This window comes from Rhodococcus sp. C-2, assembly GCF_027854095.1.
In the GTDB taxonomy this organism is placed as follows: domain Bacteria; phylum Actinomycetota; class Actinomycetes; order Mycobacteriales; family Mycobacteriaceae; genus Rhodococcus_F; species Rhodococcus_F qingshengii.
Map to the genome: position 1 here is coordinate 47,738 of NZ_JAQGFI010000017.1, position 21,568 is coordinate 69,305.

The 21,568-nt window shown below is 61.5% G+C and carries 19 protein-coding genes, 1 tRNA gene, 1 pseudogene and 1 riboswitch; of the genes and pseudogenes, 10 read left to right on the top strand and 11 right to left on the bottom strand.

Annotation, left to right across the window (positions count from 1 at the left end; genetic code table 11):
• Positions 1–3 precede the first annotated feature (3 nt).
• From PCS43_RS29160 to PCS43_RS29175, 4 genes are all read right to left on the bottom strand, one after another.
• Positions 4–765 carry an amino acid ABC transporter ATP-binding protein gene (locus tag PCS43_RS29160; RefSeq protein WP_003944053.1) on the bottom strand — a complete coding sequence of 254 codons (762 nt, stop codon included), beginning with the start codon at positions 763–765 and terminating at the stop codon, positions 4–6.
• Positions 762–1,718, bottom strand: coding sequence for an amino acid ABC transporter permease (locus PCS43_RS29165; protein ID WP_003944035.1), 957 nt, complete (start codon positions 1,716–1,718; stop codon positions 762–764). Before PCS43_RS29165 ends, PCS43_RS29160 begins: the two co-directional genes overlap by 4 nt.
• On the bottom strand, positions 1,718–2,590 hold the full coding sequence (locus tag PCS43_RS29170) for an ABC transporter substrate-binding protein (protein ID WP_007728735.1): 873 nt from the start codon (positions 2,588–2,590) through the stop codon (positions 1,718–1,720). Before PCS43_RS29170 ends, PCS43_RS29165 begins: the two co-directional genes overlap by 1 nt.
• Positions 2,591–2,796: 206 nt before the next feature.
• Positions 2,797–3,894, bottom strand: coding sequence for an isocitrate/isopropylmalate dehydrogenase family protein (locus PCS43_RS29175; RefSeq protein ID WP_050656520.1), 1,098 nt, complete (start codon positions 3,892–3,894; stop codon positions 2,797–2,799).
• Between PCS43_RS29175 and PCS43_RS29180 the strand changes: the two genes are divergently transcribed.
• The gene (locus tag PCS43_RS29180) at positions 3,860–4,435 is read left to right on the top strand and encodes a 2'-5' RNA ligase family protein (RefSeq protein ID WP_209908762.1); all 576 of its coding nucleotides are present in this window, start codon (positions 3,860–3,862) and stop codon (positions 4,433–4,435) included. The two genes, PCS43_RS29175 and PCS43_RS29180, sit on opposite strands and share 35 nt — an antisense overlap.
• Here the strand turns inward: PCS43_RS29180 and PCS43_RS29185 are convergent.
• Positions 4,380–5,309 carry a DMT family transporter gene (locus PCS43_RS29185; RefSeq protein ID WP_209908765.1) on the bottom strand — a complete coding sequence of 310 codons (930 nt, stop codon included), beginning with the start codon at positions 5,307–5,309 and terminating at the stop codon, positions 4,380–4,382. The two genes, PCS43_RS29180 and PCS43_RS29185, sit on opposite strands and share 56 nt — an antisense overlap.
• Positions 5,310–5,522: 213 nt before the next feature.
• Here PCS43_RS29185 and PCS43_RS29190 point away from each other — a divergent pair, with 213 nt between their 5' ends.
• Positions 5,523–6,518 carry a helix-turn-helix domain-containing protein gene (locus tag PCS43_RS29190; protein WP_003944097.1) on the top strand — a complete coding sequence of 332 codons (996 nt, stop codon included), beginning with the start codon at positions 5,523–5,525 and terminating at the stop codon, positions 6,516–6,518.
• A 74-nt stretch (positions 6,519–6,592) separates the two neighbouring features.
• Positions 6,593–6,964 (top strand): thioredoxin, encoded by a 372-nt coding sequence (gene trxA, locus PCS43_RS29195; protein WP_003944106.1) that lies wholly within the window; start codon positions 6,593–6,595, stop codon positions 6,962–6,964.
• A 58-nt stretch (positions 6,965–7,022) separates the two neighbouring features.
• Here trxA and polA read toward each other — a convergent pair whose 3' ends face one another.
• Positions 7,023–9,770: a DNA polymerase I gene (gene polA, locus PCS43_RS29200; protein ID WP_064074467.1), complete on the bottom strand. Its 2,748-nt coding sequence runs from the start codon at positions 9,768–9,770 to the stop codon at positions 7,023–7,025.
• A gap of 303 nt (positions 9,771–10,073) precedes the next feature.
• On the opposite strand from polA, the gene PCS43_RS29205 reads away from it, so the two are divergent.
• From PCS43_RS29205 to PCS43_RS29220, 4 genes are read left to right on the top strand one after another with little or no spacing between them, the layout of a single operon-like run.
• The gene (locus PCS43_RS29205) at positions 10,074–11,384 is read left to right on the top strand and encodes a branched-chain amino acid ABC transporter permease (RefSeq protein WP_231917464.1); all 1,311 of its coding nucleotides are present in this window, start codon (positions 10,074–10,076) and stop codon (positions 11,382–11,384) included.
• Positions 11,385–11,389: 5 nt separating this feature from the next.
• Positions 11,390–12,379 carry a branched-chain amino acid ABC transporter permease gene (locus tag PCS43_RS29210; RefSeq protein ID WP_065352944.1) on the top strand — a complete coding sequence of 330 codons (990 nt, stop codon included), beginning with the start codon at positions 11,390–11,392 and terminating at the stop codon, positions 12,377–12,379.
• A complete protein-coding gene (locus PCS43_RS29215; protein ID WP_054187416.1) occupies positions 12,372–13,400 on the top strand; it encodes an ABC transporter ATP-binding protein in 1,029 nt (342 codons plus the stop codon). The genes PCS43_RS29210 and PCS43_RS29215 overlap by 8 nt, the downstream gene beginning before the upstream one ends.
• Entirely contained in the window at positions 13,397–14,203 is an 807-nt protein-coding gene (locus tag PCS43_RS29220; RefSeq protein ID WP_007728720.1) for an ABC transporter ATP-binding protein, read from the top strand. The genes PCS43_RS29215 and PCS43_RS29220 overlap by 4 nt, the downstream gene beginning before the upstream one ends.
• A 71-nt stretch (positions 14,204–14,274) precedes the next feature.
• On the opposite strand, the gene PCS43_RS29225 is transcribed toward PCS43_RS29220, so the two are convergent.
• Complete coding sequence (locus PCS43_RS29225; RefSeq protein WP_003944031.1) at positions 14,275–15,606, bottom strand: ABC transporter substrate-binding protein; 1,332 nt, start codon at positions 15,604–15,606, stop codon at positions 14,275–14,277.
• Positions 15,607–15,814: 208 nt separating this feature from the next.
• Positions 15,815–16,432 carry an ANTAR domain-containing response regulator gene (locus tag PCS43_RS29230; protein ID WP_003944029.1) on the bottom strand — a complete coding sequence of 206 codons (618 nt, stop codon included), beginning with the start codon at positions 16,430–16,432 and terminating at the stop codon, positions 15,815–15,817.
• A gap of 107 nt (positions 16,433–16,539) precedes the next feature.
• Here PCS43_RS29230 and PCS43_RS29235 point away from each other — a divergent pair.
• Positions 16,540–16,616, top strand: a tRNA-Leu gene (locus PCS43_RS29235).
• A 75-nt stretch (positions 16,617–16,691) separates the two neighbouring features.
• Entirely contained in the window at positions 16,692–17,324 is a 633-nt protein-coding gene (locus tag PCS43_RS29240; RefSeq protein WP_065454988.1) for an AMIN-like domain-containing (lipo)protein, read from the top strand.
• Positions 17,325–17,435: 111 nt separating this feature from the next.
• Here the strand turns inward: PCS43_RS29240 and PCS43_RS29245 are convergent.
• Positions 17,436–18,406, bottom strand: a pseudogene (locus PCS43_RS29245) (bifunctional 5,10-methylenetetrahydrofolate dehydrogenase/5,10-methenyltetrahydrofolate cyclohydrolase).
• A 22-nt stretch (positions 18,407–18,428) separates the two neighbouring features.
• Positions 18,429–18,509, bottom strand: a riboswitch (ZMP/ZTP riboswitch).
• A gap of 174 nt (positions 18,510–18,683) precedes the next feature.
• On the opposite strand from PCS43_RS29245, the gene PCS43_RS29255 reads away from it, so the two are divergent.
• Positions 18,684–19,187, top strand: a complete 504-nt coding sequence (locus tag PCS43_RS29255; protein WP_042923025.1) for an SRPBCC domain-containing protein — start codon at positions 18,684–18,686, stop codon at positions 19,185–19,187.
• 33 nt (positions 19,188–19,220) lie between these two features.
• On the opposite strand, the gene PCS43_RS29260 is transcribed toward PCS43_RS29255, so the two are convergent.
• Together PCS43_RS29260 and pyk are read right to left on the bottom strand one after the other, a co-directional pair.
• Positions 19,221–20,102 (bottom strand): acyl-CoA thioesterase, encoded by an 882-nt coding sequence (locus PCS43_RS29260; RefSeq protein WP_003944096.1) that lies wholly within the window; start codon positions 20,100–20,102, stop codon positions 19,221–19,223.
• Positions 20,103–21,521 carry a pyruvate kinase gene (pyk, locus tag PCS43_RS29265; protein ID WP_003944038.1) on the bottom strand — a complete coding sequence of 473 codons (1,419 nt, stop codon included), beginning with the start codon at positions 21,519–21,521 and terminating at the stop codon, positions 20,103–20,105.
• Positions 21,522–21,568 lie beyond the last annotated feature (47 nt).

Here is a 21,568-nt window from a genome sequence, read left to right on the forward strand (position 1 = left end):
CGGCTACAGCAGCTTCGACAGGAAAGCCTTGGTCCGGTCGTGCTGAGGATTGGCCAGGAGTTCCCGCGGCTCGCCTGCCTCGACCACAACTCCCCCGTCCATGAACACCAACTGGTCGGCGACCTCGCGGGCGAAACCCATCTCGTGGGTGACGACCACCATCGTCATGCCTTCTTTGGCCAACTGCTTCATCACGGTGAGAACTTCACCGACCAGTTCGGGGTCGAGCGCGGACGTCGGCTCGTCGAACAGCATGAGCTTCGGGTCCATCGCGAGTGCGCGGGCGATGGCAACTCTTTGCTGCTGACCACCCGACAACTGGGCCGGGTAGGCGTTGGCTTTGGCGCTCAACCCGACCTGATCGAGGAGGTCCTTCGCTCGTTCGACAGCCTTCTTCTTACTGACGCGCTTCACCTGCGTCGGCGCTTCGATGATGTTCTCGAGAGCGGTGCGGTGTGGGAACAGATTGAAGTGCTGAAACACCATCCCGATGTCGCGGCGCTGTTTGGCCGCTGCTCGCGGGTGAAGTTCGTACAGTTTTCCGTTCTTCTCCGAGTAGCCCACCAGGTCGCCGTCGACGTACAGTCGGCCGGCGTTGACCTGCTCGAGGTGATTGATGCAGCGCAAGAACGTCGACTTGCCCGACCCGGACGGCCCGACGAGGCACAGAACTTGGCCGGGATCGATTTCGAGTGAGACCCCTTTGAGAACCTCGAGCGCGCCGAAGTTCTTACAGACCCGGTCTGCCTTGACCATCGGTGTCATCTGCGTTCTCCTCCTGGAATATCCGGGAGTGTCTCCACTACCGTTTCTTTGCCCTGTGCGTCGGCGAGTGCCTGAAGCTGGCGAGTGGTGAGCGTCCTCGTCGACCCTTTCGAATAGTGGCGTTCGACGTAGTACTGGCCGACCATGAGAACACTGGTCATTGCGAGGTACCACGTAACCGCGACCATCAAGAGTGGGATCGGCTCGAAATTTGCACCGGATATGTCTCTCGCTCGTCCGTAGAGTTCGGTACTCAACGGCACTGCGGTCACCAGCGAAGTCGTCTTGAGCAAGCTGATCAATTCGTTGCCGGTCGGTGGGATGATCACCCGCATCGCCTGGGGAAGGACCGTTCGCCGCATCGTCTGGCCCCACGTCATTCCCAAAGCCACTGACGCTTCGGTCTGACCTTCGTTGACCGAGGCGATACCTGCACGGACGATTTCGGCCATGTACGCCGCCTCGTTCAATGCGAGTCCGATGACTGCGAAGAGAAACGCCGCCTGGAGATCCTGCATGTCGAAATGCACGAACTGATGGACGAACGGAACGCCGAGATCGATGCTCTTGTATATGGAGGGGAAGAGACCCCAGAAGACGAGCTGGACGTAAACGGGCGTGCCGCGGAAGACCCACAAATACACCCAGGCAGCGGACTTCAGCACCGGGTTCGGCGACAGCCGCATTACCGCGAGGACGATGCCCAGAACGATCGCGGCTGCCATCGACAGAATTGTCAGTTGAATGGTGACCCAGGCGGCCTTCGAAATTCGAGCGTCGAAGAGGTACTGGCGGTAAGTCGCCCAGCCGAACTGTTCATTGGTCGCCGAACCGTAGATAAAGAGCCCTACCAGGACCACCACCACGACTGCTGCGACCCATCGGCCCGGTCTGCGCAGTGGGATCGCCTTGATCGGCGCCGGATCGCCAGTCTCAGTTGTTGTCATGTTCATCAGCTTTCCGCGCCGTTGATCTTGGATACTTCGATGACGCCGGCCTCGACACTCCAGGTCTGCGCGATCTGTTGATAGACGCCGTTGTCGATCAGGTACTGCATTGCCTGCTGCAGGGCGGGACCAAGGGCGGAACCCTTCACGATCGGCCAGCCGTACGGCGCGGAATCAAAGGGCTGACCCGCAGCTTCCATCCGCCCCTTACTCCGTTTGATCGCGTAGCCGGTCACCGGTGAATCCGCAGACAACGCGTCGACTCGACCCAGGATGAGTGCGTTGGCCGCATCGTCCTGACTGTCGTACTTGATCTTCTCGATGGGCGGCTTGCCCGCAGCAACGCATGCCTCGCTCTTGGCGGGTACTTCGTCGATGTCCTCGGTAGTTGTGGTCTGTACCGCCACTCGCAACCCACACGCATTGTTCGGGTCCACGGGATTGTCCGGCCGCTGAGCCCACTGGATACCTGCGCTGTAGTACGTGACGAAGTCGACCGACTTCTCCCGCTCCTTGGAGTCGGTGAACGAAGACATGCCGAGGTCGTAGCTTCCCGACTGGATAGCGGGGATGATCTTGTCGAAGTCGGCCTGGTTATAGACAGCTTCGACCCCGAGCACAGTTGCCACTGCGTTCATGATGTCGACGTCGAAGCCGACGATTTTGCCATTCTCATCTTTGAATTCGTTTGGTGCGTAAGGAATGTTGACCCCGACCTGCAGCTTGCCCGACTCCCTGACGTTCGGGGGCAACAGGGCGGCGATCTCGGGCACCTTCTGGATGTCAAGTGGCGGCCCCTCCGGAACGAGGCCCTCGTTGTTGGTCACACACCCGCCGCACAGTGCGACGATCAAGCCCACCAACAACACTCGCACCACGTTGGCGCGGATACGCCCGCCACTGCTCGAGCCATAACTCACGCTACGTGGCCTTGGTGCCCGTGCGTTTTCATCGACCACGACTCTGCTCTCCACTCGTCGATCGCCGCACTTGCAACGTCCATCCGAAATTCAGTCGAACGGTAGGTTACGGCAGGAGTTCCACCGTCGCCGACTTCGCAAGATTCCGGCCTGTCGTACAAGAATCAGCGACGCAGAGTGTGTGCGTACACGACTTCGGAAAATTCGCTGGTCGATGCCAAACCGCCGAGGTCGGCGGTCGCGATGCCCGACGCGATGGTCGTGCGAACGGCATCTGAAATCCGGCGTGCTGCCGCAGACAACAACCGATCGCCACGCGCATCACCGAGCCAGTCGAGCATCATTGCACTCGAGAGGAACAGTGCCGTCGGGTTCGCCCGATTCTTCCCGGCGATGTCGGGTGCGGCACCGTGCGCAGCCTGAGCCATGACCTGCGTCTCGGAAGCGTTGATCGACGGCGCGGTTCCGAGTGAACCGGACAGCTCGCCCGCCAGATCCGACAAGATGTCGCCGAACATGTTTTCGGTCACCACGACATCGAAGTCGCCGCCGCGCCGAACCAGGTGCGCCGCCATCGCGTCGACGTGCTCGTCGTCGACGACTACGTGTGGGTACTCCGCAGCGACTGTTCGGCAGGCGTCACGGAACAGGCCGGTGGTCAGTGTGAGGACGTTGGCTTTGTGGACGATCGTGACGTGATTGCGCCGTCGCGACGCCAACGCGAAGGCAGTGCGTGCGATCCGTTCACACGCAGCGCGGGTGAACACACCGACGGCCAGCGCGATGTCGGGCGTCGGCATGAACTCGCCGCTGCCGACTGCCATGTTCCGATCCGCGTACAACCCCTCGGTGTTCTCGCGGACGATCACCAGATCCATGTCGGGGACCATTGCCTTGACACCGGGGAACGCCGCTGCCGGCCGAATGTTCGCGAACAGCTCGAACTTCTTCCGGATGACGCCGCCGGGTGTGAGTTGTCCGCGAAACCTCTCCGGATAGGACGCACTGTCGTGGGGTCCGAGAATCCAACCCTGCAGCTGCCCCAACGCATCGATGGTTTCGTCGGGAATCGGCGTGCCGTGAGTGTCGATGGCCGTACTCCCGAGCGGAAGCTCGACCCACTCGACGGGCGGAGCATGAACCGCTGACAACGCCGCATCCACGATCTGCCGTGTCGCCGGGACGATTTCGTGGCCGATTCCGTCGCCGTGCATGAGTCCCAGCCGCATGGCCGAAGTACCGATTGCGCTCGCACCTGTCATCAGGCAATCATTGCTCACCATGGTCCAGTCGGTGGAATTGCTCCTCGATCCGGTGAGTGAGTCGGCAGTCCGAGCACAGTGGCAGCTTCTCGCCGACGCCGGTTTACCCAGTCAGGCCTCTCATCACAGCCCGTCCAACCGTCCGCACATCACACTGTTCGTCGCCCGTGAGATCCCCGCGGAGGTCGACGGACTGTTGAAGCGGCGCTTCTCGGCCCCGGACTTCGAGGTCCGACTCGGTGGCTACATCGTGTTCGGCGGCAAGCAGATGGTCTTGGCGCGCTCGGTCATTCCTTCGCGCGCACTCCTTCACCTGCACCGAGAAATAGCCGAGGCAACCGTTGGTTCGACGGCGCTTCCCGCCCACGTCGAGCCCGGCGGGTGGACTCCTCATGTGACGCTCGCCCGACGCGTCGAACCTGCATGTCTGGGTGAAGCCATTGCCCTGGTCGGTAACGACGTGATTCACGGGCGCAGCGGCGCGATCAGGCGCTGGGACGGCGAACAGAAGACGGAGTGGTTACTGACGCCGCCGCTGTGACAGATCGGGTTGCACGTCGGGTCACCAGGATTCCCGCGATCACCGCGAGTGCACCAACCGGCTGATTCCAGCCAACGCTTTCGTTCAAGACTATTGCGCCGAGAGCGACGCCCACCACTGGACTGAGGTAAGTGACGGTGGACGCCGCAGTCGGCCCCCACCCCTGAACGACATTGGTGTTCCAGATGAATGCGAGCCCGGTCCCCAGTGCGCCCAGAGCGATCATCGACAGGACAACTGCCGGCGTCAGGAGCATCGGCGTGTTTGCGATGACCGGTGAGGCCAGAACCATCACGAAAGCTCCGATACTGATCTGTAATAGCGCGACTGTGCGGGTGTCGACGCCGAGAGGAAGCACGAAACGTCTGAGGTAGACAAACGAAATCCCGTACGACGCAGTCGCTCCCAGGCAAGCGACCTGAGAACTGACATTTCCGCCGACGCCGAGATTCCACGGCGCCAATACGATCAGCACCCCACCGAATCCGAGAAGCAACCCCAGCGATTTGTATCGCGTCAGCGTCTCCCCCGGCAGAAAGGCAAGGGAGACAGCCATAGTCATCAGTGGTGTGGTGGCGTTGTAGATGCTCGCGAGTCCCGAGGACATGTTTTGCTCCGCCCAACTGAACAGCAGCCACGGCACGATGCATTGTGTCGCTGCGAGAAAAGCCATGTGTTTCCAGACGCGAAAGTCCCTCGGTAGGCCTATCCGGCTGACCGATGACACGAGAACCAGCGCGAGCGCACCGAAGACCAAGCGCCACAGAACTACCTGCGTGAAGGACAGACCTTCGAGCCCGATCTTCATGAAGAGGAAACTAGCTCCCCACACCACCGCAGCTGCGGTGTATTGAAAGGCCAGACTTGCCCTCAAAGGGTGAAGTCTCCGTGCGGACTGACGTCGTGACGAGTGTCGGGCGTGCGGCCGGCAAGAGCTAGTACGTTCAGGACCAGTAGGACCAAGACGCTGACGACGATGATTGCCATGTGTCCAGCCTGACGGAATGTCCCACGTGGCAGTAGTGGCAGAAAAGCCAGACTTGGACGATTTTCTGCCACTTTCCTGTTTTTCTGTCACACTCGAAAGATGCTCGCGAAAGTGGTGGTCCCACTGATGCCGATGACCGAGGCGTTCGAACTCGGCGTGGCATGTGAAGTCTTCGGCTTCGACCGATCCGACGACGGCCTCCCCACGTACGACTTCTCTCTGATCGCCGCAGTTCCGGGTCCGATCCGAACGCGGTTCGGGTACAACATCGATGTTCCGTACAACCTCGATTCTCTCGACGACGCCGATCTCATCGTCGTGTCCGCCGGCGGAACCTACGACGCCGGCGACGCGTACATGTGCTCACCGAGTCCCGACTCGAGTGTCGATCCCCTGTTGGTCAAACTCAACGAGGCCGTAGCCCGGGGCGCCAAGGTGGCGAGTCTGTGCACCGGAGCGTTTGTCCTCGGGGCGGCTGGACTACTGGACGGAAGGCGATGCACGACGCATTGGCGGCATGCAGAGAGGCTTGCCCAGACGTATCCGGAAGCCAAGGTCGATCCGGACGTGTTGTACGTGGACGAAGATCCGGTGTTCACCAGCGCAGGCACCGCGGCAGGAATTGACCTGTGCCTGCACATCGTCCGAAAAGAACAGGGTTCTCGCGTTGCCAATGGCATCGCGAGAAGGATGGTGGTGCCGCCCCATCGTGACGGTGGGCAAGCCCAGTACGTTGCCACTCCCCTCGCCTCGACGCCGAGTGCAACCCTTGCCCCGCTCCTCGACTGGATGACGGAGAACCTCGCCCTCGACCTCACTGTGGGCATGGTCGCGGCCCGCGCGAACATGTCCGCGCGCACGTTCGCGCGCCGTTTCCAAGCGGAAACGGGAACAACCCCCGCCCGCTGGCTCAGCGATCAGCGAGTACTGGCCGCCCAACACCTCCTCGAGAATTCCGACCTCTCCGTCGACGTCATCGCAGAACGCGTCGGATTCGGCGGCGGGGCCGTGCTTCGCCAGCACTTCATTCGTCTGCGTTGCACCACGCCGCAGGCCTACCGCCGGACGTTTCGGGCGACCGAGAACGCAAGCTGAAATCGGCTCAGGGAAGAATCAGCGGTTCCGGGGCGTTGCACACACCAACAGCCCGCACAATGGAAAGGACCCTTGTGGCCACCCAGACACTCACCCAGCAGAACTTCGACGAAACGATCAACGGCAGCGACGTCGTCCTCGTGGACTTCTGGGCCTCCTGGTGCGGCCCGTGCCGCCAGTTCGCACCGACGTTCGAAGCCTCTTCGGAGAAGCATGCCGACGTCGTTCACGCCAAGGTCGACACCGAGGCCGAGCAGGGAATCGCAGCGGCCGCCAACATCCGCTCCATCCCCACGATCATGGCCTTCCGCGAAGGCGTACTCGTGTTCAACCAGGCCGGCGCGCTTCCCGCCGCTCAGCTCGAAGAGCTCGTCACTCAGGTCAAGGCACTCGACATGGACGAGGTCCGCAAGCAGATCGCAGAGCAGACCGCATCTGCTGAATAGCGTGAAATGGCTGGGCCGGAATCGAAGTCGATTCCGGCCCAGCCTTTTTCGTTGCTGCCTAGTGAGCCGCGCTGTCCCAGCTTCGACCGGTTCCCACTGAAACATCCAGGGGTACCGACAGCTCGATGGCTGTGGCCATCTTGTCCTTGACCAGCGCGGTGACCTCCTCCAACTCGGAGGCAACCACTTCGAGCACCAATTCGTCGTGCACCTGCAACAGCATGCGCGACTTCAATCCGGCGTCGGCGAGAGCCTTCTGCACGTTGATCATCGCCACCTTGATGATGTCGGCCGCAGTGCCCTGGATCGGCGCATTGAGGGCAGCACGTTCGGCAACCTCACGACGCTGACGGTTGTCGCTGTTGAGGTCCGGCAGGTAGCGACGACGACCGTAGAGCGTCGAGGTGTAGCCGTCCTTACGTGCCTGCTCGACCACCGCGTGGAGGTAATCCCGCACGCCGCCGAAACGAGCGAAGTACGCATCCATCTGCTGCTTCGCTTCTTCGGTCGAAATCTTCAGCTGCGACGCCAATCCGTAGGCACTGAGCCCGTAGGCCAGACCGTAGGACATCGCCTTGACCCGGCGCCGCAGTTCTGGAGTCACCTCTTCGATCGGTACACCGAATGCGCGCGAGCCGACAAAGCTGTGCAGGTCCTCACCGGTGTTGAATGCCTCGATCAGTCCCTCGTCGCCTGATACGTGCGCCATGATGCGCATTTCGATCTGGCTGTAGTCGGCAGTGAGTAGAACGTCGAACCCTTGCCCGACTACGAATCCGTCGCGAATCTCGCGCCCCGCGTCGTTTCGCACCGGGATGTTCTGCAAGTTCGGATCGGTCGACGACAGACGTCCGGTCGCGGCAACCGTCTGGTTGAACGTCGTGTGAATGCGTCCGTCTTCGGCTACGGCCTTGAGAAGACCGTCGACGGTCACCTTCATACGCGTCGCATCACGGTGCGCGAGAAGGTGTTCGAGGAACGGGTGTCCTGTCTTGTCGAACAGACCCTGCAACGCCTCGGCGTCGGTGGTGTAGCCCGTCTTCGTCTTCTTCGTCTTGGGCATGTCGAGTTCTTCGAACAAGACCACCTGCAGCTGCTTCGGCGAACCCAGGTTGATCTGCTTGTCGATCACCTCGTAGGCCGAGTTTGCTGCGTCGGCGACCTGGGAGGCGAAACGGCTCTGAAGATCGTGCAGATGCGCGCTGTCGACGGCGATGCCGGTGGCCTCGATCTGAGCGAGCTCGATCGTCAACGGCAGTTCCATGTCGGAGAGGAGCGACTTGGATTCGATCGACTCCAACTCGGTGTCCAGTGCAGCCGCCAAGTCGAGAACGGCCTGAGCGCTGAGCATAGCGGTCTCGGCCGCTTCGGCATCGAGCTGCTCGGTGTCGTCGAGCAGTGAAAGCTGTTCCTGGCCGGATGTTTCGGCGCGCAGTTCACGCTTGAGGTAGCGGAGCGAGAGGTCGTCGAGATTGAAGCTGCGCTGGCCCGGCCGGACGAGGTACGCGGCCAGAGCAGTGTCGCTGGTCAGTCCACCGAGCGTCCAACCACGCCCACGCAGAGCATGGATCGCCCACTTGGCTTCGTGCAGCGCCTTCGGCTGCGATGCGTCGGCGAGCCAATCACCGAGAGCTGCTTCGTCTTCCGGTGTTGCCGTCGACGCCGCGATGTATGCACATTCACCGTCGGAGGCCGCGATCGCGAGTGCAGTGACGTCGCCGGCGAACGGAGTTCTGGTTCCGAGCACCGTCACGCCGTGACGCTCACCGGTTCGTGCGTGGGCGTCGAGCCACGCGGCAACCGCACCCGGGGCGAGTGCGTCGCCGCTGACCTCGAACCCTTCCTCTGCTTCGGGCTCGGACGACGACAGGGTCGCGAACAGTCGATCGCGGAGAACCTTGAACTCGAGATCGTCGAACAACGCATGAATCTTCTCGCGGTCCCACGGGGCCAACACCAACTGCTCGGGCGTGTACGGCAAGGGAACGTCGCGAACCATTTCGGTGAGCTGACGATTGAGCAGGACGTTCGCGAGGTTCTCCCGCAGTGAGTCGCCCACCTTGCCGCGGACCTTGTCCACGTTGTCGACCAGTCCCTGCAGGTCGCCGTACTCACGGATCCACTTGGTAGCGGTCTTCTCGCCGACGCCGGGGATACCGGGGAGGTTGTCACTCGGGTCGCCGCGCAGGGCAGCAAAATCCGGATACTGCGACGGAGTGAGGCTGTACTTCTCCTCGACGGCCGTCGGCGTGAATCGGGTGAGCTCCGAGACACCCTTCTTCGGGTAAAGCACAGTGACGTTGTCGGTCACCAGCTGCAGCGAGTCGCGGTCGCCGGTCACGACGAGAACCCGGTATCCGAGTGCCTCCGCCTGCGTGGTCAAGGTGGCGATCACGTCGTCGGCCTCGAAACCTTCCTCGGCCATGACCGGGATGCCCAGCGCGCCGAGAACGTCCTTGGTGATGTCGATCTGGCCCTTGAATTCGTCCGGAGCCTTCGCGCGCTGCGCCTTGTATTCGGGGAACAGGTCGGCGCGAAACGTCTGACGCGACACGTCGAAAGCCGCGGCCAAGTGGGTGGGCTGCTCGTCACGAAGAAGGTTGATCAACATCGACGTGAAGCCGTACACCGCGTTGGTGGCCTGCCCACTGTGTGTCTTGAAGTTCTCTGCAGGCAGCGCGTAGAAGGCGCGAAACGCCAACGAATGCCCGTCAAGAAGCATCAAGAGAGGGCGATCGTCCGCCTTGCCGGTGGTGCCGGCTGGAGCGGTGGACGTGCTGGACCGAGTTGTGGTTGCGGGGCTCACGGTTCATCAGTCTAGGGATCGCGACCGACATCGACGCCTTCGCCGTTGTTTACGCAGGAACAGACACAAGAATCGGACAATTGATGCAGCCTTCGGCCTTCGATACGGAACCGAAACATCCCGGAAATCTCAGAACCCCATCTGAAGCGAACGGAGCCGTTAGAGTCCGGAAATCGCAGCAGCGAAACAATCCCTCTGCTGCGCGGCACCTTTGTCCAGACGCGCTATTCCCGACCCGCTCGGAGGACGTACGTGGCCCCACCCGTAGTGAAACGGCAGACCCTCGCGACACTCAGCCGACTACTGGCCTTTGCATTACTGACGTTCTTCGCATTACTCAGCCTGGCCGGAACTGCTTCGGCTCAGGAACCGACCACTTCCCCTACACCGCCGACCCCGACAGCATCCGCAACACCGACAGCACCGGTTCCCGACAACGCTGTCCCCGTCAGCGGCAATCTCAACAACGGCGGCACACGCCTCGAGGGCGTCACCGTCCGTGCACTCGATTCTTCCGGCACGGAAGTCGCCACCGGAGAATCGGCATCGAACGGCCGTTGGGAACTGGCCGTGGCACCGGGCACCTACACCTTCGAGATCGTTGCCGACACACTTCCCGACGGGGTCAGTGTGCAAGCCGCTGTCGAACGCGAGGTGGTGGCCGGCCGCGCGAACACCGTGATCTTCTCGTTCGGCGAGGTACGTACCGCCTCGAATGTCAGCTTCGGCGAGAAGCTGATCCGCACGACGGTCGACGGTCTGCGGTTCGGCCTCGTGATCGCGATCGCCGGTGTGGGTTTGAGCCTGATCTACGGCACCACTGGCCTGACCAACTTCGCTCACGGCGAGATGGTGACGTTGGGAGCCGTTGCTGCCTGGGTGATCAACACGTCCTTCGGCGTTCCGCTGATTCCCGCCACGATCCTCGCGATCTTCGTCGGCATCGGCATCGGCCTGCTGACCAACGGAATCGTCTGGAAACCACTGCGTAAGCGCAAGACCGGGTTGATCGCGCAATTGGTGGTCTCGATCGGTCTCGCGATTTCATTGCGCTACTTGATCCTGATCTTCTTCTCCGACCGCGCCGAACCGTTCGACGACTACCAGGGCCAGGTCGAGAAGAACTGGGGCCCGATCGCACTGACCGACGCCAACGCGATAGTCATGATCGTCAGTCTGGTCGTCCTGGTCGGCGTCGCACTGCTTCTGCAGAAGACTCGCATCGGAAAGGCCATGCGTGCCGTCTCCGACAATCGTGACCTCGCCGCTTCGTCCGGTATCAACGTCGAGCGGGTGATCATGTTCGTCTGGGGTCTCGGCGGCGGATTGGCCGCCCTCGGCGGTGTGCTGTTCGGTATCTCCGAGCTCGGCGGACGCGTCCAGTGGGAAATGGGCTTCAAACTGTTGCTGCTCATGTTCGCCGGAATCACCCTCGGTGGTCTGGGAACCGCGTACGGGGCGCTACTCGGCTGCGTCATCGTGGGACTTCTGGTCCAACTCTCGACGCTCATCATCAACCCAGACCTCAAATACATCGGCGGACTTCTCGTCTTGATCGTGATCCTCGTGGTTCGCCCCCAGGGCATCCTCGGATCCAAACAAAGGATCGGGTGACGAACATGGACATCATGGGAGCTTTCCAGGTTTCCTTCGCCCAGCTGATCGGGCCGTCGGCAATCTTCTACGCACTGTTGGCAATCGGGTTGAACCTGCACTTCGGCTACGCCGGACTGCTCAATTTCGGTCAGATCGGTTTTGCCCTTCTCGGCGGCTACGGCGTCGGCATCATGACCGTGACCTACGACCAGCCGCTCTGGCTCGGCATCCTCGTCGGACTCACCGCAGCCGGCCTTCTCGCGCTCGTGCTCGGTATTCCGACGCTGCGTCTGCGCGCCGACTATCTCGCCATCGTCACCATCGCGGCCTCGGAGATCTTGCGTCTGATCTTCCGCTCGACCGCGTCGGATTCGGTGACCGGTTCCACCAACGGCCTCTTCGGTTTCGCAGATCCGTTCACCGCACTGAGCCCGTTCGACTCGGCCAAGCAATACTCGTTTATCGGCGTGAAGTTCTACGGAGACGATCTCTGGTCGATGGTCGTCGGGTGGACCCTGGTCTTGATCTTGTGCGGATTTGTCTACCTGTTGACGCACAGCCCGTGGGGGCGCGTCCTCAAGGCGGTACGCGAAGACGAGGACGCAGCGCGATCGTTGGGCAAGAACGTGTTCGTGTACAAGATGCAGGCGCTGGTTCTCGGCGGCGTGATCGGTGGTCTGGCCGGGGTGTTCAACGCTTTGCAGACCAAGTCCATCAACCCGGACTTCTACTCGACCGCGCAGACGTTCTTCGCGTTCGGCGCACTGATTCTGGGCGGGGCGGCAACGGTATTCGGCCCGGTGGTCGGCGCAATGTTGTTCTGGTTCCTCCTCGCCATCCCTGATGCCTTGCTGCGTCAGGCGATCTCCGGCGAGAATCCGCTGCTCTCGCTGTCCGAACAACAGGTCGGAGCCACCAGGTATGTCCTGCTCGGATTGATGATTGCTCTCCTGATGGTCTTCAGACCGCAGGGAATACTGGGTAACAAGCGGGAGGTGCAACTCAATGCTTGACGCCGATACCAGAGCACAGATCTTTGCCGACGTTCCTCACCTTCCCGGATCGGCGAAACCCGACCCGGTGTTGGTCGCTGACAACGTCTCGCGGACGTTCGGCGGTCTCAAGGCCGTCGACGTCGATCACCTCGAGATTCAACGAGGGTGCATCACGGGTCTGATCGGTCCAAACGGTGCCGGAAAAACGACGCTCTTCAACCTCCTTACCGGATTCGACCGGCCGGACACCGGTACGTGGTCGATGGACGGTCAATCGCTGGGCCGCATGTATCCCCACCAGGTAGCCAGGAAAGGAGTGGTACGGACGTTCCAGTTGACCAAGGCGCTCTCCAAACTCACCGTGCTGGACAACGTACGTCTCGGTGCCACCGGCCAACGTGGTGAACGCATTTTTGCATCTCTCGTCCCGTGGATCTGGAAAGGCCAGGAACGCGAGATCACCGAACGCGCCAACGAACTCCTCGCACGATTCAAACTCGACACCAAGGCCGACGACCTCGCCGGTTCACTCTCCGGTGGGCAGCGCAAACTGCTCGAAATGGCTCGCGCACTCATGACTTCGCCCTCGGTGGTGATGCTGGACGAACCGATGGCGGGGGTCAATCCTGCTCTGACGCAAAGCCTGCTCGGACACATCAAGTCATTGCGCGACGACGGAATGACAGTGGTGTTCGTCGAGCACGACATGGACGTGATCCGAGACATCAGCGATTGGGTGGTGGTCATGGCGCAGGGCAGCGTCATCGCCGAATCCACCCCGGACGAACTCTCGTCCAACGCAGCCGTCGTCGACGCATATCTGGGCAGCCACCATGACCAGGCTCTCGAGTTCGACGACAACGGAAATCCGGTGGGCGAGACGGCCGTTCTGGCCGCCGCCCTGGCTGAAGCCGAGGTCGAAACCCTCGAGTCGGGCGGGGACCTGTCGGAACCCGACGTCGACAACCTTCCGGCCGATCTCGCCGCGACGCTGGAATCGAGTCCCGAGGAACCGCGCGGAAGGCACGAGAAGCCATGAGCGAGAACCACGCACGTTCACTCACGCCTGCAGAGTTCGCCGCGACGGCCGAGGAGCATCAGCGACTGTCGGCAGGTGCCCTGCTCCGCGCCGACAGCCTCGTCGCGGGCTACATTCCCGGCGTCAACATCCTGCGTGAATGCAACTTCTTCCTGAAGGAAGGGGAAATCGTCGGGATCATCGGACCGAACGGCGCAGGCAAATCGACACTCCTGAAATCACTGTTCGGACTGATACCGGTACGCGAAGGGTCGGTCACTCTACGCGAGGACAACATCACGTCTGCGCCCGCTCACGTCCTCGTTCAGAAGGGAGTCGGGTACGTCCCTCAAACGCAGAACGTCTTTCAGACTCTGACCATCGAAGAAAACCTCGAAATGGGCATTTATCTGCGTCCCAAGGCATTCGCGGAACGATTCGCCTTCGTGAGTGAACTGTTCCCTCTTCTGAGTGAACGACGAAAGGTGAAGGCCGGCGCACTCTCGGGTGGTGAACGCCAGATGGTCGCGATGGGCCGGGCCCTGATGATGGATCCGTCGGTGCTGCTGCTCGACGAACCGTCCGCGGGCCTGTCCCCCATGTTCCAGGACGAGGTGTTCATCCGCTGCAAGAAGATCAATGCTGCGGGTGTCTCGGTCATCATGGTCGAGCAGAACGCGCGCCGCTGCCTTCAGATCTGCGACCGCGGTTACGTACTCGATCAGGGTAAGAACGCGTACACCGACACCGGCGCCAATCTGATGAACGACCCCAAGGTGATCGAGTTGTACTTGGGAACGCTCGCTGGAAGCAAAGAGAAGTAGTACAGACACGAGAATGGGCCAGGGTCGCGAGACCCTGGCCCATTCTCGTTGGCTGCTTACCTGCCCACGACTTACTTGCCCACCACCACGAATCCTTCTGTGGTCAGGGTGTTCTCAGGGCCGAACTTGAGCTTTCCGTACGAACCGATGGACGGCTCCCCCGAATCGTTGAAGTCCAACTCACCGGTGATGCCGTCGTAGTCGATGTCGGTTCCCGCCTTCACCAACGGCAGGCACTCGACGTAGGACGTGCACTTGGTGCCGCCTTCGGTGACGCTGTTGATGTTGGCCGCGATGTCGGTACCGGCCGTCGACTTCGCCTGCTCGGCAGCGAGCGCTGAGATCACCACCGCGTCGTATGACTCTCCGGCGTAGTTGAAGTCGATCAGAGAGGGGTTCACAGCCTTCAGACGATCCTGGAAGGCAGCTCCGACGTCCGTCAGGGGCGTCGTTCCCTGCATGGTGTCGAGCAACGGCTTCGCCACGGATTCGCCGAGAGCGTTGCCCATGTTGCCGTCGACGCCGTACATCGCCATTCCGTCCGACGGGCCGATGCCCACTTCGTGCATGCGCGTGATGATCTTCGCCGACTCTTCGAAGCCCACCAGTGCCACTGCATCCGGATTGAAGTTCTTGACTTGATCGACTTCGGAGTTGAACGACTGCGCGTTCGGGTCGTAGATGATCTTCTCGATCTGATCGGAGGGGACACCCGAATCGATCAGATTCTTTTCGATGTTGTCCGCCAGACCCGTCCCGTACGGGTCGTTGAGGGCCATGATCGCTACGCGCTGACCACCGTCGTCCGAAATGAGCTGTGCGACGGCCTGAGCCTGCAGTACGTCCGTCGGAGCGGTGCGGAAGTACATGCCCTTGTCTGGGTAGCAGACGAATTGGTCCGAGGTGTTGGCAGGCGAGAACATCACGACGCCTGCGCTGGCGATCTTGTCGATCACCTTGAGCGAGACCGAAGACGACGCGGCGCCGACGATGACCTGAGTGCCTGCAGCCAATTCGCGGTCGACGGTGGTATTGGCGGTGTCCGTTGTGGTGTCACCCGAATCGCCGGGAATCAGCTGGACCGGTTGGCCGAGAACGCCTCCGGCTGCATTGACGTCGTTGACTCCCAGCTGGGTGCCCGCGACCATCGGCGGCCCGAGGAACGACAAGCTGCCTGTATCGGGAAGAAGCGTGCCGATGCGCAGCGCTTCCGTGGACGGGGTGGCGCCGGCCTTGGCCTGCTCCGGGGTGCAATCAGTCGTGACGGATGTCGTCGCGGCAGAAGCGCCGGACGTAGAGCCACTCGAAGACGAGTCATCCGACTTGTCCGAGCTACAGCCTGCAAGTGCCAGTGATGCCGCGCCGAGAACTGCAGCAGTACGCACAAGTGTTCGTCTAGCCATCCCACGCTCCTAAGATCAGCCGGTGCTCGCGCCACCCGAACTGGCGCTCGCTGTGGGATCAGACGCTAGACCTTGGAACCGTTTCGCGATCCTTCAAGAAAGCCCTGTGACCTGACTGTTATCTGAAGGTGCACAGTGTTTACACGGCTGTAGCGCTGCGCGACGTTTCGACGGTCGACGCAGCAACCGGGTAACCCGGACACTTTGCTCAAGCGTCCGGTTCACCGCCCAGAGTTTCCAGTACGACCTGTGCGACCGCCTTCATCGTGGAGCGCCGATCCATCGCGGCGCGCTGAATCCACTTGAACGCCTCAGGTTCGGTGAGCGCTTGGCGCACCATCAGAACACTCTTGGCTCGCTCGATCAGCTTGCGCGCTTCGAGCCGGTCCGAAAGATCAGCGACCTCACGCTCGAGCGCCGTCACCTCGCGGAAACGACTGACCGCCAATTCGACAGCGGGAACGAGGTCACTGATCGAGAACGGCTTGACCAAGTAAGCCATGGCGCCGGCATCGCGTGCGCGCTCGACCAACTCGCGCTGACTGAACGCTGTGAGAATGACAACAGGAGCGATGCGTTTGGCGGCAATCTCCGAAGCGGCGTCGATGCCGTCTCTCCTGGGCATTTTCACGTCCATGATGACCAGATCAGGCTTGAGCGACTCGGCCAACTCCACCGCGACCTGCCCGTCACCCGCCTCACCGACGACGTCGTAGCCCTCTTCGCGGAGCATCTCGACCAGATCCATGCGGATCAACGCCTCGTCTTCAGCGACGACAACACGACGGGGTGCGAGCTGATTGCCTTGCGGCTGCGGCGAATTCATGGCCACCATCCTCCTCCATCGAACCGCCCCGACACGAGACGCGAACGATTAGAGGGTACCGGTGTTTGACATTGAAATCGCATCTTCTAATGTAGTCATCGCAACAAGCCCTCGTATCCCAATTGGCAGAGGAAACGGATTCAAAACCCGTCCAGTGTGAGTTCGAGTCTCACCGAGGGCACCACCTGCCGCAGCTGGCCGCACTGCAAGGTTTCGGCATTCGGCTGTACCCCAGATCGACCGCCGTTAGATTCGATCCATGAACGGTCACCGGCTGATTGCTCTGCTCGGAGCCATATCGATTCTCGCGCTGCTCACCGGGTGTCAAACAGACGGCCAATCCAATACTGCCGGCGAATCCAGCGCTGCCGGCGAATCTTCCACCCAGGCCGCGCTCGATGCTGCAACACAGACCGGCACCCTTCAGGTCGGCTCTCCCCCGATCGATGCCCCATCCACCGAGATCTCCACGCTTGCTCCGCTCCCGAACGACACGGAGGTCCCTTCACCGACTCCGCGCGTCGACGTGACCGAGATCGACGTGATCGATCACGATGGTTTCACCCGCATCACCTATCGCTTCGACGGAAGCGGATCTGTGTTCTGGAAAACCGAATACGTCAGTGAAGCAATCCGAGCGGGTGACAGCACAGTCGTGGACGTCGGAAGTCGATCGATACTTCAAGTCGACCTGATGGGAGTCCAATCGGATTCGTCGCTCAACTCCGTATCTCACGAGGGCGAAAACATCACGCGCATAGACAGTGCAGCCAGGAACAGTGCGATCCTGCAGTCGTTTGTCGGCACGGTCGACATCCGTCCGGCATACACCGTATCGACATCCGATTCACCGTCCCAGTTGACGATCGACATCCCCAAGGCAGACAGCTGACTGTCGAATACCCAATTGCGCGCTCAGCTCAGCCATTCCAGCGCAGCGGTGCTCGACGCGGTAATTCGGTTATCGCGGGGCGGATGAATACTCCGTCTCGAAACCGAGGTCTCACAATCGATCCGAGGCGATTGCGGGGTCCGGTTCAACACGACTGTCATGATTCTCACTGCATGCCCGAACTTCCGCTGCTCGAACTGCTGCTGCCAGTGTTTGTTCCAGCAGGACTGCCACCGTCATGGGGCCGACGCCACCCGGCACCGGTGTGATCGCACCGGCATGTGGGAGCGCAGCGGCGTACTCCACATCTCCGACGTTGCCCTCGTTGTACCCCGCATCGATCACCACTGCCCCAGGCTTGATCCACGTCCCTTTGATCAGTTCCGGAACACCGACGGCCGCGATGACGACGTCTGCCGAGGCGACGTGTGCGGCCAGGTCGACGGTGCGCGAATGGCAGTATGTCACCGTTGCGCCTCGACGCAGGAGGAGCATTCCCATCGGCAATCCGAGTATCGGGCTTCGGCCGACCACGACGGCATGCTTTCCGGAGAGTTCGACGCCTGTGGCGTCGAGGAGGCGCAGGATGCCACTCGGTGTACATGATTCGAATCCCCCACCGGTCAACGCCATTGCCGCGAACGCTGCCGAGGTAACGCCGTCAACGTCTTTGTCGGCCGAGATGGCATCGAACGCGGCCCGTTCGTCGATGCGGCCTGGCACCGGGTGTTGCAGCAGTATGCCGTCGATCGAAGGGTCCGCCGACAACGCTCTCAGCACGTCGACCAGTTCTTCGGTGGTTGTACTCACCGGGAGTTCGACCGTCCGCGACGTCATTCCGCCGCGACAGATCGTTTGACCTTCATCTGTACATACGCCTTCGAGGCCGGGTCCGCTCCCACGATGACGGCGGCCAGGCAAGGAACGTGCCCCGCCTCATCACGAAACTGCCTGGTGCGCACTGACAGGTCCGCGAGCGCAGCATCGGCAATTGCGCGTCCGTCGATTATTCGAGCGGGCGCGGTCTGGGTCGACAGATTCTTGGTAGAGACGTTTTCGGTAGGCCGATTCTCGGTAGACATGGATCCCCTTCACACAAGATGTGTGAAGCACCCAGGCGGTCGATGCCTCGCGATGTGCACTCCCCGGTGGTAATCCCCACCCGCGCCAGTCGTGCGTGGTCAGCGTACCGCGCGGTTCTTTCAGCGCCACGAAACGCATCGAGAACGCAACTCACAAAACGAGACAAATCGACATAACCTATCAATAGGTAACGATCTGACCTGCAGTTATTCCATCCTGTGCAATTAGATGGCACGATGGGGGCAACCGCACGGGCACCAAGCATTGGAGGCACCGATGGACAACGGCAAGATAAACCTGACCTATGACGGTCGGGTGTCACTGAGCTTCCAACTGGCGATTCCGCACGCACCGGACAAGGTCTGGAAAGTGATAACGGAACGCGAGTACCTCGACGCCTGGTTCCCGGCGGACGTCGATTTCGATCTCACTCCCGGCGCGGATCTACTGTTCAAGGTGACACCGGAACAAGTCGAGCGTTTCGGACTGCCCGCAGATCACGTGACGCGCGGGACGGTCATCAGCGTCCACCCGCACCGAATTCTCGAATTCCTCTGGGACGCAGATACTCTGCATTGGGAACTGGCACCGGACGGCACCGGCGGCTGTTGGCTGACTCTCACCCACACGATGGAAGACGAAGAGTCCGCGTACGCGCACGCCGCCGGTTGGCACGCGGGCTTGGAAGTTGTTGCGGCCCAACTCGATGGACGCGAAGTCGACTGGTCTCCGTGGGACCGCGCCGACGAACTCTCACCGCAATATCGCAAGTCTGCTTGATTCTGGGCCCGAGTTCAGTCTCGGGCCCGCATCTCATTCCCCTTTACGCGGGAAATGCCTGATCATTCCTTCTTGGACCACCGTCGCCAACAGCAGTCCTTCCACCGAGAAGTACCGTCCGGTTGCCAGACCGCGCGAACCTGCGGCGACCGGCGATTCGGTGGCGTACAGGACCCAGTCGGTGAACCGGAACGGGCGATGGAACCAGATCGAATGATTGACCGTCGCCGCGACGATACGATCATGACCCCAGGACAAACCATGAGTGGTCAGAATCGAATCGAGCACGGTGGTGTCGGACGAATATGCCAGCGTCGCAGCGTGAATGAGCGAATCGTCCGGCAGATCACCGTCGGGGCGCATCCACACCCGATTGTGGTTGAGTTTCTCGCCGGTGCCCTTGAGGATCCACGCCGGATCGTTGGCGTACCGCATGTCGATCGGCTTGAGCGCCGCACTGAAATGCGGCAGTTTCTCCTCGTACCCCACCAGATGATCGCCGATGGGAGGCAACGACTCCGGAAGTGGAACATCCGGGATCTCGACAGCATGGTCGAGCCCCTTGCCGGAGTCCTGGAACGCCGCGAGCATCACGAACAATTCGTTCTCACCCTGATAGGCAGTCACCTGACGGTTGGCGAACGCCCGCCCGTCGCGATGACGATCCACCCGATACTCGATGGGCGCCTTGACATCTCCGCCGCGAATGAAATGGGCATTCACCGCATGGATGGGGCGATCACCGTCGACGGTCCGCCCGGCGGCCATCAGTGCCTGAGACACCAACTGACCGCCGAACGTCCGCGAACCTACCTGTTTCGGGTGGTATCCACGGAACGCGTCTTCACCGATCTGCTCCAGATCCAACAAACCGAGGAGAGTACCGAGGTCGGTGGACGCGTTCGCGTGGGTCACTCAGTGGTCCTCTTCGCCGATACGGTGGACGTGAATGAGGTTGGTGGAACCGACAGTTCCCGGAGGGGATCCGGCAACGATGACCACGAGGTCGCCCTTGACGTACCGCCCGAGGGAGAGCAACGCACTGTCCACCTGACGCACCATCTCGTCGGTGGTGGCCACCGCATCGACCAGGAACGTCTCGGTTCCCCACGTCAGCGTCAGCTGACTGCGCACCGCGGGCAGCGGTGTGAAGGCGAGCAACGGCAGCGGCGTGTGCAGACGAGCCAGTCGACGCACCGTGTCACCGGACTGAGTGAACGCAACCAAGGCCTTGGCGTCGAGACGTTCGCCGATGTCGCGTGCTGCGTACGAGATGACACCGCGCTTGGTGCGCGGGACGTGGGTCAACGGTGGGACACGGGTTGATTCGTTCTCGACGGCCTCGACGATGCGGGCCATGGTGCGAACGGTTTCCATGACGTACTTGCCCACCGAAGTCTCGCCCGAGAGCATGACTGCGTCGGCGCCGTCGAGAACGGCGTTGGCGACATCGGATGCCTCTGCGCGAGTGGGACGTGAGTTCTCGATCATCGACTCGAGCATCTGCGTCGCGACGATGACCGGCTTCGCGTTCTCACGAGCAATCTGGATTGCGCGCTTCTGAACGAGCGGGACCTGCTCGAGCGGCAACTCGACACCGAGGTCACCGCGGGCGACCATGACGGCGTCGAACGCGAGCACGATGGCTTCGAGATTGTCGATGGCCTCGGGCTTCTCGAGCTTCGCGATGACGGGAACGCGGCGCCCGACTCGATCCATGATGGCGTGAACCAATTCCACGTCCGCCGGTGAGCGAACGAAGGAGAGTGCAATGAAGTCGACGCCCAACTTGAGAGCGAACTCGAGGTCGGCGATGTCCTTGCCCGACAGGGCTGGAACGGAGACGTTCATACCGGGCAGTGAGAGGCCCTTGTTGTTGCTGACCGGACCGCCTTCGGTGACCCGACAGACGACGTCGTTGCCGTCGATGGACGTGACGACCAGGCCGACCTTTCCGTCGTCGACCAGCAGTCGATCGCCGGCCTTGGCGTCGCGCGCCAATTCCTTGTACGTGGTGCCGACGCGATCGTGCGTTCCCTCGACGTCGTCGACGGTGATACGAACCTCTTCACCGTTGGCCCAGGTGGTCCGCTCGTCCTTGAATCGGCCGAGGCGAATCTTGGGCCCCTGAAGGTCGGCGAGAACACCGACGGCCTTTCCGGTGGCGTCCGACGCGGCGCGGACGCGAATGTAGTTTTCTTCGTGATCGGCATGCTCGCCGTGGCTGAAGTTGAGGCGCGCCACGTCCATGCCGCTCTCCACGAGCTCACGGATGCGGTCGCCAGAAGCTGTCGCAGGTCCAAGTGTGCATACAATTTTTGTCCGTCGGTTCACGGCTCGAGCCTAGTCGCTACCCCACCGCACTTCTATCCGGCATTTGC

Bases quoted from the DNA above. Each gene is read 5' to 3' on its own strand.
- PCS43_RS29220 (WP_007728720.1), top strand. From the start codon at position 13,397: ATGAGCGAGAACCACGCACGTTCACTCACGCCTGCAGAGTTCGCCGCG.
- PCS43_RS29215 (WP_054187416.1), top strand. From the start codon at position 12,372: ATGCTTGACGCCGATACCAGAGCACAGATCTTTGCCGACGTTCCTCAC.
- PCS43_RS29175 (WP_050656520.1), bottom strand. From the start codon at position 3,894: ATGACAGGTGCGAGCGCAATCGGTACTTCGGCCATGCGGCTGGGACTC.
- PCS43_RS29230 (WP_003944029.1), bottom strand. From the start codon at position 16,432: ATGAATTCGCCGCAGCCGCAAGGCAATCAGCTCGCACCCCGTCGTGTT.
- PCS43_RS29210 (WP_065352944.1), top strand. From the start codon at position 11,390: ATGGACATCATGGGAGCTTTCCAGGTTTCCTTCGCCCAGCTGATCGGG.
- PCS43_RS29180 (WP_209908762.1), top strand. From the start codon at position 3,860: ATGGCCGAAGTACCGATTGCGCTCGCACCTGTCATCAGGCAATCATTG.
- PCS43_RS29165 (WP_003944035.1), bottom strand. From the start codon at position 1,718: ATGAACATGACAACAACTGAGACTGGCGATCCGGCGCCGATCAAGGCG.
- PCS43_RS29255 (WP_042923025.1), top strand. From the start codon at position 18,684: ATGGACAACGGCAAGATAAACCTGACCTATGACGGTCGGGTGTCACTG.
- PCS43_RS29225 (WP_003944031.1), bottom strand. From the start codon at position 15,606: ATGGCTAGACGAACACTTGTGCGTACTGCTGCAGTTCTCGGCGCGGCA.
- PCS43_RS29160 (WP_003944053.1), bottom strand. From the start codon at position 765: ATGACACCGATGGTCAAGGCAGACCGGGTCTGTAAGAACTTCGGCGCG.
- PCS43_RS29240 (WP_065454988.1), top strand. From the start codon at position 16,692: ATGAACGGTCACCGGCTGATTGCTCTGCTCGGAGCCATATCGATTCTC.
- PCS43_RS29190 (WP_003944097.1), top strand. From the start codon at position 5,523: ATGCTCGCGAAAGTGGTGGTCCCACTGATGCCGATGACCGAGGCGTTC.